Raw genomic sequence first — 13816 nt, 5'->3', positions numbered from 1 at the left:
TTGAAAATATAAATACTCTTAAGTTCAGTGTATTTTATGAGCCTTTCAAAAACATTTCTTTCAATCGGAATCGCCGTTGTCTTTGCGGCGTTTGCAGCATACGCGCTGAATGTTATTTACCCGATGCCAGAATACGATTATTCAGTAAACAAATGCTATCTCAAATACGACTGCTACGCTCCTGTGCGTGAATGCGAAAGCAAATATTATGATACTTCAAGCACTGTACCCATGCCTTTTCCAAAAGAGGCGCAAGAATGCTCGTTTAATATTACACAAAGCGAGAAATTCAAAGAGTGCCAAAAAGAAAGCGCAAAGTGCGATGAAGAATTCCAGAAAAAAAGTCCGCAATACGCGCATGCCAAAAATACGTTTATAATACTCATTATTATCGGAATCGTGTCAATCATTGCCGGAAGCAGAATGCATGTTGAAGGCGTAGGCTCAGGATTTATTGGCGGCGGCGTGCTTTTGTTCCTGTGGTCTTTAGCAAACTCTTGGATTTACTTATATCATCTTGACCAATATTTCAAGCTTGCTGGTCTGGGTATTGCGCTTGCGGTTTTGATTTATATCGCACATAAAAAATTTGATAAACGTAACTGAGCAATACGCCAAATGATGTACTGCAGTCAAATAAACAATTTCGCAGCAATCAGGTTCAAAGAGTTTCATTCAGTTTAGAATATTTATTTTCCGGCAAGCGATACTTTTTGTCTTCAATGATGTCAAAAATATCCACCATATCCTCTGCCAGAGCAGATACATTTTTTTGTTTGATTTTTAGCCGGTTTTTAGTCATATATAGCTTTTTGTTAACTTCCATTGAAAAAATAAAGAGATTGGGATATTTGGTTGAAATCCATTCAAGGATAAACCCGCCACCATACGGCTCGTTAATCCCTACGGACTTGTAGCCCAAATAAATTATCTTTTTATTGATGCTGCCAACAATCGGCAAATAAAATTTTGGAATGAAATGAGTTCCCATGCTGATATTTGCCCTCCCTTTCATGTCTTGCATAGTGTGCCCGTCAAAAATCACATTGAATTTATATATGTCAAGCAGTTTCTTCAAAAGAAAATAAAAATCCCTATAATATTGGCGGATATTTTCTTTTTCTTCATCCGTCAAATTTTGTTTCCAAATCATAATATTTTTTTTGGGCCTGTTCTTATATATGCTCTTTGACATACTCCTGTTAAGATCGCAGTAATACCGTGACATTTTATTATCTATCCAGATGCCACCCTGCTTTAAGACAAGCTCGCTATAGATTTCATCCGAAGCGATATCCTCCTCTTTGTATCGCTGTTCTCTTGTCAGGAAAAGTTTCTGCTCAATGTTTTCCGGCAGATATGAACCGGAATGGCATGTCAATAAGAGTATGTTAAATTGGCGATTTTTGTAATTATCATAAAGAACCAGACCATCCTTAAATATTGTAACTTTGACATCCGCATTTATCTTATAAACTCTTTCAATATCCGATTTAACTCTAAGATGCAGTTCCTTATATGTGAAAAAATATGTAAAATATAAAGCATCCCGGTCTCTGTAAAAATCACGGACGGTTCCGTTAAGGCTTGTGCTGAATATCTTATGTGTTTTAAGAAAACCCATGAAGTTTAGGCGCGGATCCTCATCTATTTTTTGGCTTAACTGATTCAAAAGCTGAAAAAGCAAAAAGCGTTTTGATAGAGAAACAGTTATAGAATCTGAAGTGGGCCGGATTAAAACAGGGCTCAATAAACTCAGTTTTTCAAATATGCGTTTTATTTTATGAAATAGCCTTGCTGTTTTTCCCATAGGCTGATATTCTCATTAAGGCTTATATATTTCTCATCACACATAGGTTATGGAGACATCTGATGCACCTAATAAATTTGGCAGAAAAGCAGAATGATAAAAAACCATTAAAGCGATCAATGACGGGGTTAGAGATAGAACTGCACATCATTGATAACGAAGGCAATATTTCTTATAAATCGCTGAATCTGATAAATGAAATCAAAAAAAAATATCCAAATGTTGCAGTTGTCAAAGAATGCGGATTGAATGTAATTGAACTATGCTGTTATCCGCATAAAGATGCCAACAATCCAGCTATTGAGATTATAACCTCACTGGAGAAAATAATTGAAGTGGCGGAAAAGAATAAGCTCAAACTATATCCGTTTTCCACATATCCCGGAAAAATTGAGTCCAGGATTACGCCACACCCTGATGGGCGTTATATAATACAAGAAAAAATACTTGGCGCAAAAAATTTCTGCCATGCTACAAAAGTAACCGGATTTCACCATCATTACGCACTTCCAAAAGGTGTTTTTGACCATAAGACAAAAAGCCTGAAAATTCTGGTTAACAGCAAGCTTAAAAGAAGCCTTTTGAGCAGCTATAATTTTGCAATAGCGATAGATCCGATAATAACCCTTCTTACGCAATCATCCCCTTTTTTTGAAGGAAATATGCTTGCAAAAAATTCAAGAATGATTGTATATCGCGGCGGGAAAAAACTGGGCTATCCCGGAGTGTATAGTAATTTTCAGCAGGTTGGCGCGCTTTTGCCATACGAGCAAACAGGGACTGACTTAATGAAGCGGATAAAAAACAGGCATCAAAACTGGATGAATGCTGTAGAAAAGGCAGGCGTAAATGCAGACATAAAAAAATTATGCGCTTACGAACTTGACAGCTCCTGGAATCCTGTAAAAATAAACAAACATGGAACGCTTGAATCAAGAGGCATGGATATGAATTATTTGAGCATTATTCTGGGTGTTTCAGTTTTGATAAAATCAAGCCTTAAGAAGATACAAAGAGAGTTCATCGAAGTGCTGCCTTCAGATATTGGAATAAAACAATCTTTTCGTCTGCGCAACGGAATACTATACATCCCACCGCATACTCATGTGAGAGGAATATTACAAAAAGCAAGCGCTTATGAAGGGTTCGACAATGATGAACTGCACAAATATACGCAACAATTTTTCAGGTTTGCCAAATCAAACACTCCTAAAATATACGCCCCATTATTGAAACAGATAGAAAATATGATTGAAGAAAGAAAGTCCATTTCTGACAAAATCGTGAACTTCGCAAAAGAGAATAATTTAATGGACAGTAAAAACGGCATTTCCCGGGAAAATGCCAGGATAATGGCGCTGCACTATTCAGAGGAATTTGAAAAAGACCTCAGAAGAACAAAAGCAATTGTAGAAAAAATAAGAAAAAAACATCAAAAGTCATTAAGCGCCGCCGGTTGATAATGTTACACTATGCCATCTATTGAAAATATATTAAATATCTTGGACATACATTTCTCCTGCAATTTGTGCAATCATTATCAGATCAAGCATCCGGACTTTTGTGCCTTTCAGCGAAATATTCTCCGCTATTTTTTTTGCAGTTTCCTTGTCAAGTCCGAATTCCCCGCGCGAATGTATCAGCGCATTCCTGACAGTCATGTTCTTATGCTGAAAAAGCGCATGAATTATTTTTAAGAAGAGTGATTCATCGGCAATGCCAAGCGACTTTATGAACGCTTCGCTTTGCGGTTCAAGCCGCACGATTGCTGAATCGATATTTGGTGAAGGGAAAAAAGATTTTTTCGAAACAATGTGCAGCAGCTCTGTACGGAAATAATACTGCGACATCACTGAAATTTTTGAATACTCGCGCGCTCCAGGCAATGCAATGAGCCTCTCTGCAAATTCTTTCTGAATAATAAGGACTGCGGGCTTTTTGCATTTGCCGAGTTTCAGGATTATTTTTGACGAGATTTCGTAAGGTATGTTTGAGACGCATTTGTCGAACTTTGGAAAATCTATTTCCAGCGCGTCTGCATAAATGATTTCTAGCTTCTTTTCAGCAATCTCTTTTTGAAATTCTTTTTCCAGTATATCCGCAAGATTTTTGTCAAACTCGATTGCAATTACTTTTCCAGCCGTTCGCTTTTCGCTCCGGGCTGGAATCCTTTCGCAACTTCGTTGCTCTAGGCTTTTGAATCTTCGGTTCAAAAAGCTTCGAGCGCTAGCGAGATGATTTTTCGTGCGCAAGAGAAGTTCGCGCGTCAAAAATCCTACTCCCGGACCTATCTCAAGAATGGTCTCACCAGGCTTTATTTGGGCAAGCTCTGCTTCTTTTCGGATTATATTTTTATCGACAAGAAAATTCTGGCCAAGGCTTTTTTTGAGGCGGATGCCATAAGTTTCAAGAAAATATGAAATGTTCTTTCTGCGGACTTCGTTTTCCATGCAGTCACCCCGGCTATGCCTGAATTTGCTCTTTCTGGAAAGCCTTAAGGTCAACAATCCCGAAAAACTTCTTTTTTGCAGAAAGTATTGTGCCGGTCACGCCAAGAACATGCATAATTGCAGGCTCGTTGCCGATTTGCTTGATTGCGGCAATCGCAGACCGTACTTCCTCGACTGACGTATGCGCGCATTTCACAATCCCGCGCTTCTTCTCGCGGTCGTAAAGATTGAAAGGGACCCAAAGCGAAAATTTTGAGGCGCCGGTCTCGCCAAAGAGCATGAGGCTGTTTTGCCAAAGGGCGTCCACTGCTTCGGCTATATCGAAATCTTTCTTTGAGATAATTTCGAATACAAGGTATCGCGCATTCTCGCGCAAAGTCGGAGGAAGCGTATTGAGCCGTATACCGTTCATAAATATATTTGGTCGGGCATTATTTAAATAACCCCATTAACCGACGGATATATATGATTTAAAAGCGAATTCTATGCTAATGAGTGCCAAAATCTGCAAAACAGCAGGAATCGGTATGTGGTTCCCAATCGCAATTATCTTTCTTTTCGCGTTTGCGCTTTCAACAACAGCAGATGCAAAAGATCTACAGGCAGGCGTATCGCCGATTGTTCTTGACCTGGGCAACCTCTCAAAAGGAACGAGCATAGTAGGCTCATTTTTTATCGTAACTTCTTCAAAAGACGAGATACTTGTGAAGCTTGACGCGCAGCGCTCAAACATCGCCTATTTCAAAAAACCAGATTATGTGGGCATTGCAGACAAAGTCTCTGAAGAAGATAGTTCAAGCTGGGCGTTTTTTCCAAGCAACCCATATGTTCTGCAGCACACTAATGAATCGCTTAAAACCGCAGGCGGAAGCATTGCGGATTGGAAAAAAGTGAGCTTTGTCTTAAATGTGCCAAGTGATGCGGAACCGTGCAATCATGCGCTTCATATCCGGCCGAACCCTTATGTAGTTGAGGAATACGGAACCGCGGTAAACATAATTGCACTTACTGCAATAACCATTATGTTTAATATCGATGGAAAATGCGAAGTAAAGGGAAGGATATTGGACATTCTGCAAAACGAAGAAACTACGGACGGAACTGTTGAAATAGACGTCTATTTCCAAAATACGGGAACTGCCACAGTATCGGCGCGCGCATCATCGATTTCAGCATATTATGAAAACGGCACAAAAATAGGCTCGCTGGCATCCGGACATACATTTGTAAAACCCGGAAAAACCACGATAATGAGTGCAAAATTCAAGCCAGAAAGTTTCTCTTTGGAAGGGATGTATAAAGTGAATGCAACTGTCGACTACGGCGTAAATTCAACGTCAAAAGAAGCGACAATACTGATAAAGCATCCGAAGGCAATCACAACTCCGGAACCGGTTGCCAAAATCGAAAGTCTGCGAAGCAATTATCTTGTGTGGCTGATAATACTCATAATCATCATAATCGCATACAAGCTATACTCAAAAGACGAAAAAGATTCCTGAAACTCAGAAAACGCATCAAGCAACTGATTTTTTGAAGTTTCGTCTTTTGGACATCTGCCTGTTTAAGAGCCAAAAAATAAGCGCTGCACCGCGTTTTTGGCGCCTGCAAACATATATAAGCAAACAAGAACAATTATTATTGTGTGATTGTTAATGAAAAGGGGAGCCGAAAATCCGGAAAAACCAAAACATCTGGAAAAAATCAATCCTAAGGTTTTTGCAGTAATTCTTGTAGCGGCTCTTTTTGTTCTTATGTATGGCGGAATTGCCACAATACTGTATTCTCCTCAAGCTCCAAAAACGCTTGCCACTAACCAGACGCTTGCAATTGATGAGAATATGCTTTTCAGCTATGAAATAAACCGCTATCCTGCAAGAGTGGAGATAAGCAATGTAAGCGGGCAAAATATAACTATGGGTTTTGCCCTGGATCCGGAAAGCATTAATTTCGGAATAATTCCGCGGGGCGGAAATCTGGGAAAACGATTCATAACGCTTGAGAACGTTGCCGAAGGGCCTTCAAAAATAATGCTTACAGCATACGGAAACATATCGCCAATGGTAAAATTCAGCGAGAATAATTTTTTGCTCCAAAAAGACGCGCCCAAGCCTATTGAAATCATACTTGAAACAAAAAATGACACCGCGCTTGGAAACTATTCCGGAGAAATAGACATAATTGTGAAAAAGCCGAAAAACATAATAGCGGCCAAACTGCTATGAATAGAATAATTACAAATACTTACTGAAAACAAGGAACTAATAAACCAGGGGAATAATGCATGAAAAAAACAGGGCTTCAAATTATTGCAGTTCTGTTAGCGGTAATGATGGCGGCATCGGCTGCAAATTCATCAAGAATCGATGTGAATGTCGCAGAACAAATAAGTTCCGAGTCAAAGGAAATCAACCACGATTCGTACAACAACATGCTGAAAATAAGCTATGATGTGCTTAATTCCGGAAGCCTTGAATATGGCGCCCGAGTTCGCATTGACGTATTCAATGGAACAAAATACGCCGCAACGCTTTGGAGCAAAGAAGAATCGCTCAATCCGGGGGTGCGCAAAACAATAAACCTGTACTGGTATGCGCCAAACGAAAACGAGACATGGACTACAGTAGCGCGCCTTTATCGCGCCTATGAAATAATTGAAATCGGCAACCTAACAGAGACATCCGGCAAAGGGGATTCGGCAAACACGCTTGAAATAAGCGGCGTGCGCGTCTATAACAATGAAATCGCATTCCGCGTAAAAAGCCAGAACGATGCGAAAAATGTGATTGTGTATCCGCTAAAGCATCCTCGCGCCTGGCTGTTCGAGCAAAATGAAATCGGAGAGATTGCTGCAGATGGTGAAAAATCAGCGTCAATACGCTATGAAACCGGCGCTTTTTATGAACGCGAAATAACATTAATCGCCATCAGTGAAGACGGCCACAATTACGGGATAAAAACATTCGCAATGAAAAAAGAAGAAGGGTTAAACAAGTGGCTTGGCCGGTTTATGGACTGGCTGGGCGTATAATAGTTTTAAGGGGTAAAACAAATGAAAAACAGATTGCTTCATGCATCTTTTTTAATGGTCTTTTTGTTTTCTGCAACAGCAGGCTATGCATTTCCAATCATAAATAATATCTCTTTGCAGGAGCCAAATCTCTGGCTCGGCGAAACTGAAACCATATTCCTGAATTGCACAGATGATAATTCGACTGCGCTTGCGCCGCCTTATGCGGATATAACAACAACAACCGCAATATTCCCAAATAATCTTTTCACAGTTGACTCAAACGGAAATTATTACCTTGCGATACCCACAACACAGACATCCAATTTCTACAAGACCGGTGTTTTCAATGCAACTGTTTTTTGCAAAAATGCATTAAATGAATCGGCAAACCGGTCAATTTTTTTCACAGTGTCAAATCTCAGCATGAATGTCAATAAAATAACATCACCCATATATATCGGCGATATTGAAGAAGCAAACGTATTCGTAAAAAAAGACAGCGGAGTGGTAAGGTCGGACATTGCTTTTGGCGTCAGCCTTAACGGAGCGAATGTAGCGCTTCTAGCGCAGCCGTATTATGATTTCGCAGCCGGCTGGATTTTGCGGTTTTCAACTGCCGGGCAAACTGCCGGAATAAAAACGCTTTCAATAAGCGCAAACTACGGCAGGATAACTATCTCTTCAGCATCAGAGCTACAGATCTTTAATTCAATTGAATCTTCATTTTTAAGTGTTGACAAAACATGGGTTTCGGCAAACGATGCAATCACTGTGCAACTCAAAGCAATCGAGCGCGGCAACCCCGTAGAAATTAAAAAGGAATATCTTGCAATCCAGATGGATTCGACCAGCGCAAGCATCACCGAAATAACGCCTGCAACTGGCGGTGTGTATAATGTCAAATTCAACGCGCCTTCAATGCCTGCCGGAGCGCATACGCTAAAAATCGCCTTCAATTACAATAATTTCTCGAATTCATATTCCAAGAGCATCTTATACACAATTCCTGTTTCGGGAAATATTTTTTTGGCAACTGAGAAAAGCACTCAAGTGCAGCTGAAATTTATTTCTGGCAACGCAAATGTAGTGACTGTCAAAGTGGATGGCAACGGCGCGTATTCAACGCTTCTCCCTCCGGCAAAATACACAATTCAAATAACTGATGGAACGCCAATGCTTGAAATATTTGACGCAAATATAGATACAAACATAAATGAATTCGACTTCGGAATAAAGTATCAGCCGATTGTTTCCGGCACTGTCAGCGGAATACAGGGAGCGGGAATATACTATTATGGAGCAGCATTTGACTATTCGGATGCGCATCTAAAGCTGCCGTATGATCAAAGCAAAATCAATGATGAATCGCTTCTTAGCGCATATATTTGCGAGAACTGGAATTCGGGGAAAAAGGCATGTATGACAGACTGGAAAACAATTAACTCAAAAATCGACACTGTGCGAAAAGTCGCAAACATCGATTCCGCAGAACTGAACGCAGCATATATCATAGGAAGCCCGGATGGCGCAAGTGTCGAAGCAAGCGCGGAAAAAGACATTTACGCCCTAAATGAAAAAATAAAAATCACGGGCATTGCCCTTAACGGAGCAAAAAATACGCTTCCTGAGGCATCAATCACAATATCTTTAAGCGGCCTGCCGATTATCGCTTCGGGAAAATCCAATGCGCAGGGAATATTTTCGCTTGAGCTTGACAGCCCGGGAGCAGAAGGCACATACACTGCAACAGTAATCGTTTCAAAAACACCCTATATTTCTTCGCAAAAGCAGGTTGCATTCACAGTTGTAAAAACATCCGATCTCGCAATAATGGGCCCGGATACAATACGGATGAAGCCTGGAGACACAACTGATGTGCAGTTCCGCCTAATAAATGTCGGTGAAGCCGATTTAAATGATATGAAGCTTTCAATAAAAGGCCTGCCAACAAACTATTACCGCATAATGCCTTCGGATACGGTGGAACAAGTAAAGGCTGATGCTGAAAAAAGCGTGTCGGTGCATTTTGAAATTCCGGATGATGCTGCAAAGGCGACATTCGGCGCATCAATTGAGGCATCAAAAGGTGACTTCGTGAGACTGCAGAATTTCGCGCTTACAGTCCTGCCATCTGCAAATGATTCCAGTTCTGTGATTATCACACAGACAGAGGCTCCGTTAGGTGAGGAAAGCACAAATTCGACAACATCAGCATTTTCGCTTGGCATGCCTACTGCGTTCTCGACATTCTTTGCCGCGCAAAGCGATTTAGTCTATGTTGCCGCGTTTGCAGCAATCAGCTTTTCAACAGCTTTGGCGCTTCGAAAAAGAAGATTGGCTTCAAAAAAATATTCGGTAAATGGAAAAAGAAGTGTCCATAGAAACATGATTTTTGAGATAAAAAACAAGATAAGCGAATCGGATAGGGCGCGCGAAAAAAAAGCAAAAGGAAGGCGGTTTTCAAAGTATGTGAAAAACTGGTGACTTCCATGACTGCGATTATATGCACGGCCAATAAATTCAGTTCACGCAATTATGGACAGATTAAGTGCAAAATGCTTTCAGGCGTCGTTTTTTGTATCCTGCTTTTAATTATGGGTATAACAACTGCCCTTCCAATAATGGAATTCGTTGCGCCGACGCTTGCAAATAATTCTTATACGGCATTTAACTGGACCTATGTGAATATAACATCAAGCGAAGACATAAACCGGTCTTTTATTGAATGGGGCAACTTATCCGGATTTACTAATGTTTCGATGCTAAACGACTCATTGATTAATTGGCACATAAATATGACTGAGCTGGCTGACGGAATATACAACTATACAATCTGGGCAGAAAACACTACCGGCGACTGGAATCAAAGCATACGGCAGTTTGTAATTATAGACACGGTTTTGCCCGCAGTGTATATATTATCGCCAAAGAACACAACATATACTGATAAAGTGATTGAGCTTAATGTAAGCGCTGCAGATGATTCACCTCTGGATGCATGGCAATATTCGCTGAATGGAGCCCCGAATACGACGTTTGTACCAAATACGACAATAATTATCGCGCCGGGAGCAAATAACATTGGCGTTTATGTTAATGACAGTGCAGGAAACGTGAATGGTTCTATAGTGTACTTTACATTAAATACAACTATGGAAGTAAATCTGTCAGAACCAATAGCAACAGAAACCACTCTTTTTGCCCAAAATACCACGTTTCTTGTAAACGCAACAATTATATGCAGGCAAGGAAGTTGCGCAAACGTCTCGGGAACTATACTGTACAACCAAACATCAGCAAATCCTGACACGCCCATCAGCTCCGTTGCGGGCACAGATCCATTTTTTATAAATGAAACCTTGGCAAGCTCAACAAAATCATGCGCTGAAATCCTTTCTGAAGGCTCAATTTGCAATCTCACATGGATCATCAATGCTACCGATTCAACATTAAGCTCGTGGAAACTGGGCGTAAATTTCAGCTCTAATTCAACATGGACAACGCCAAACGAGACATCATTTGCAACTGTCTCTATAGTAGATTGCTTTATTGATATAACCGCACAATGGGCTTCAATAGATTTCCAAAATCCGCTTGCACCAAACACATATCAAAATCCTGCCCTGGGAAATGCCGGCGACGAATACAATATAACCATAAATCAAGGGAGCTGCAATACGGATTTATACATTAAGGGAACGAATATGGAAAACAGCTCCTTGGGATATTCTCTGGGCGTAGGAAACCTGACATGGAGCAATACCTCAAGTGCATATTCCTCATCATTCAATATGACTCAAACATACAACCCTCTAAAGATTGACGTTGCCTCATTTACCAATATCACAACATGGTATTGGTTAAACGTGCCGCCGATATATGCGGCAAATTACAACGGAACTGTATTTATACAAGGTGTTAAAAGTGGAAGCGCGCCTCCTTAAAGCCTTAATTATCACTTCATTAATGATTTTTGCAATCCCGACAGCATTTGCCCTGAATCTTGGAACACTGCAAAAGTCATCAACAGCAAGCATCAATAGCGGGGAAACTGCAGTATTCCGCACGCTTTTTTGGAGCGCGGATGAAGAAGAATACGCAGTAACTATAAACGATGCCAAGGTGCCTAAAGGCTGGCTCATCATAGTTTTGCCAAAGCAATTTCAGCTTGGAAGCGCGCCTTTGGGAAAAACAGAGCGTATTTATCTTCCAGGAAACAAGAATACTATAGATGCAAAGACTGTGGATATATACATAACCGCGCCTGAAAAGGCAGTTTCAGGAGAGTATGAAATTGCCCTTAATGCAATCGCGGGAAATAATAAAGATGCTGAATTTTCGCTTTTCCAGGAAAGAAAGCTCCACTTCAGAATAAATGTGTCGGGCAATTCCGCCGAGGAAAATAAAAAAACGGTCAATAGAACAACACTCATAAGCATCTCCTCTTTCATAGACGGAACAGCCCCTGAAACGCAATCATTAGAAACTGTTTCAAATCCGCCACCCGAAAAAGACACAAGATGGAAAATTCCCTTAATAATGATTGCAGCCATTTCAATAATCGCATGGAGGCTCTACAAGTATGACTAAAACAAACAAGGGGGTTTTGCATGGCGCGCTTTTAATTTACGCGCTGATTGCAGCAATATTTCTTGCGGCCTATGGAAACGATGCATACGCCTTATTGGATATGAATATATCTGCCGAGAATTCAATAATAATGCTTGGCGAAATCGAAAGAATTTTAATTAATTGCACAGACAATTCTTCAAATATAACTGCGGTATATGCAGATATAAACACAACAAAAGGATTTTTTCCAAACAATGTCTTCGAAAACATATCAAACATTACATACATGCTCTCAATTTCAACAAAGACAAATTCGCCATTCTATATTGCGGGCCATTTCAATGTAGCCGGTTACTGCAAGAACAGCTTAAACGAAACGGCAAATGCAAATATCTCATTTATTGTAGTAAATCACACGCTTCAAAAGGAAAGGCCGATAAATATTTCAATCGATTCGTTTGATAACGGCTATATCAGCTACTTCGATTATCAAAAAGAGCTAACACAATACTCGCGAATGAATATCACTGTAGAATTCACAAATTCAGGCAGTACTTCCTATTCAAAGAAGACCGAACTAGACATATATGGATTTTCTGAAGGTAAGTTGGTTCTTATAGCCAATCGAAGCGGTGCAATAAGTTCATTAACTCCCGGCAGCCGAAGTGTGGAAAAATTAAGGTATACTCCAATGCAACCTGGGTGGTTCTGGATTCGCATTCAGGTGCATTATTCGAACAAAACTGCGAACGCTTGGGGGGTTTTTCAAGTAAAGCCGTATTATAATATAATATATTATCCACCGCCAACCCCGCCATCATCCGGCGGAGGCTCTTATGAGGAAATAATAAGAACAGTGCAACTCGAGAACCCTCCAAAAGAAGTGTCAATACCTAAAAAAATAGTGGATGTCGGCAAAAAAAACATAGCCCTATCATATCCCGATAAGATATATATCACGCCGGGAGACTCTGCAGTGGCGTATGTTATTGTCACCAACAAAGGCACAATGGCTTTGAGAGAAATACAGGTTCTTGGACAGATAAACGGCGATATCATAATAGATGTCCAGCCAAGAATAGTATCTGAATTATATGGAAACAATTCTGCAGTATTTATGATAACTTTGGACACCAACACAGATACTAACGAAGGTATCTACTCGCTTGATTTTACTGCATATACTGATAAAATGAAAGATGAAGGCCATATTGACGTAGAAGTGGGCAAAGCGACTTTGGATGACAGTTTAGAAAGAACTATACTCAACTACCAATACCTGATTATCAAGCTTGAAGATGAAATGGATGAGCTCAATATTGCAAAAAAGAACACTAGTAAAGTGGTGCCCTACATAAATGAAGCAAAAAACACCCTAAGTCTTGCGAAAAGCGCTTTGAAGCTTAAAGATTATGAAAAGACGCGCGACAACTTGAAGAAAACGCGAAACTCATTGATAAATGCAGTAATTGAAATGGCACGCGCTAGGGGTGATACTATGCTTATCGTAATGGCGCCGACAATATGGCTTCTGATAATTCTTCTCATAATAATGCTGATTACGGCAGTAATGCTCTATATGCATAAAAGAGATAAAGAAAAGGCTAAAGAAGGCCTGACAAAAGAAGATAAAATAGATGAGACCTGGAAGACTTAATCAATCATTCACTTAACTATTCGATGCCCAAGGAGTCTCTAACACATCCTGTCTTAAGCGTTCATAGTATATGATAGAACCTTTCTCAAAGACAGCCCTGTATTTGTGCAAAGAATACCCTATTCTTAAGGTTAATGGCTTGAAACATCGATTTAATGCGCCGGATATCCCAGATTATCAAAGAATGATGCGTATCACACTACGCATCCATCTACAAAGAAGAGATTAATTATTTCATAGGTTATCAAGCCGATAAAAACCGATAACAAGACAGAGATTGCAGTAAACCGCCGTATTGGGAGGGCGAAGAGCCG

The 13816-nt window shown here is 40.2% G+C and carries 12 protein-coding genes; 9 read left to right on the top strand and 3 right to left on the bottom strand.

Going from position 1 to position 13816, the window contains the following annotated elements:
- The first annotated feature begins 36 nt into the window (after nucleotides 1-36).
- The gene (locus tag KKB09_03265; GenBank protein ID MBU4300217.1) at nucleotides 37-606 is read left to right on the top strand and encodes a hypothetical protein; all 570 of its coding nucleotides are present in this window, start codon (nucleotides 37-39) and stop codon (nucleotides 604-606) included.
- 55 nt (nucleotides 607-661) lie between these two features.
- Here the strand turns inward: KKB09_03265 and KKB09_03260 are convergent, their stop codons facing one another.
- A complete protein-coding gene (locus KKB09_03260; protein MBU4300216.1) occupies nucleotides 662-1810 on the bottom strand; it encodes an N-formylglutamate amidohydrolase in 1149 nt (382 codons plus the stop codon).
- 62 nt (nucleotides 1811-1872) lie between these two features.
- On the opposite strand from KKB09_03260, the gene KKB09_03255 reads away from it, so the two are divergent.
- The gene (locus KKB09_03255; protein MBU4300215.1) at nucleotides 1873-3270 is read left to right on the top strand and encodes a hypothetical protein; all 1398 of its coding nucleotides are present in this window, start codon (nucleotides 1873-1875) and stop codon (nucleotides 3268-3270) included.
- Nucleotides 3271-3303: 33 nt separating this feature from the next.
- Here the strand turns inward: KKB09_03255 and KKB09_03250 are convergent, their stop codons facing one another.
- Together KKB09_03250 and KKB09_03245 are read right to left on the bottom strand one after the other, a co-directional pair.
- Entirely contained in the window at nucleotides 3304-4260 is a 957-nt protein-coding gene (locus KKB09_03250) for a 16S ribosomal RNA methyltransferase A (GenBank protein MBU4300214.1), read from the bottom strand.
- Between the two features lie 13 nt (nucleotides 4261-4273).
- Nucleotides 4274-4672, bottom strand: a complete 399-nt coding sequence (locus tag KKB09_03245) for a hypothetical protein (protein ID MBU4300213.1) — start codon at nucleotides 4670-4672, stop codon at nucleotides 4274-4276.
- Nucleotides 4673-4751: 79 nt separating this feature from the next.
- Here KKB09_03245 and KKB09_03240 point away from each other — a divergent pair, with 79 nt between their 5' ends.
- The 7 genes from KKB09_03240 (at nucleotide 4752) to KKB09_03210 (ending at nucleotide 13502) form a co-directional block, all read left to right on the top strand.
- Entirely contained in the window at nucleotides 4752-5762 is a 1011-nt protein-coding gene (locus tag KKB09_03240) for a hypothetical protein (protein MBU4300212.1), read from the top strand.
- A 153-nt stretch (nucleotides 5763-5915) separates the two neighbouring features.
- The gene (locus KKB09_03235) at nucleotides 5916-6485 is read left to right on the top strand and encodes a hypothetical protein (GenBank protein MBU4300211.1); all 570 of its coding nucleotides are present in this window, start codon (nucleotides 5916-5918) and stop codon (nucleotides 6483-6485) included.
- Between the two features lie 59 nt (nucleotides 6486-6544).
- Nucleotides 6545-7291, top strand: a complete 747-nt coding sequence (locus KKB09_03230) for a hypothetical protein (protein ID MBU4300210.1) — start codon at nucleotides 6545-6547, stop codon at nucleotides 7289-7291.
- Between the two features lie 21 nt (nucleotides 7292-7312).
- Nucleotides 7313-9757: a hypothetical protein gene (locus KKB09_03225; GenBank protein ID MBU4300209.1), complete on the top strand. Its 2445-nt coding sequence runs from the start codon at nucleotides 7313-7315 to the stop codon at nucleotides 9755-9757.
- 5 nt (nucleotides 9758-9762) lie between these two features.
- Nucleotides 9763-11217: a hypothetical protein gene (locus KKB09_03220; GenBank protein MBU4300208.1), complete on the top strand. Its 1455-nt coding sequence runs from the start codon at nucleotides 9763-9765 to the stop codon at nucleotides 11215-11217.
- The gene (locus KKB09_03215) at nucleotides 11198-11863 is read left to right on the top strand and encodes a hypothetical protein (GenBank protein ID MBU4300207.1); all 666 of its coding nucleotides are present in this window, start codon (nucleotides 11198-11200) and stop codon (nucleotides 11861-11863) included. The genes KKB09_03220 and KKB09_03215 overlap by 20 nt, the downstream gene beginning before the upstream one ends.
- A complete protein-coding gene (locus KKB09_03210; protein ID MBU4300206.1) occupies nucleotides 11856-13502 on the top strand; it encodes a hypothetical protein in 1647 nt (548 codons plus the stop codon). Before KKB09_03215 ends, KKB09_03210 begins: the two co-directional genes overlap by 8 nt.
- The last annotated feature ends 314 nt before the right edge of the window (nucleotides 13503-13816 follow it).

The organism is Nanoarchaeota archaeon, assembly GCA_018897155.1.
In the GTDB taxonomy this organism is placed as follows: domain Archaea; phylum EX4484-52; class EX4484-52; order EX4484-52; family LFW-46; genus LFW-46.
The sequence above is the reverse complement of the archived record's forward strand: the minus strand, read 5'-3'. Positions and strand labels throughout refer to the sequence as shown.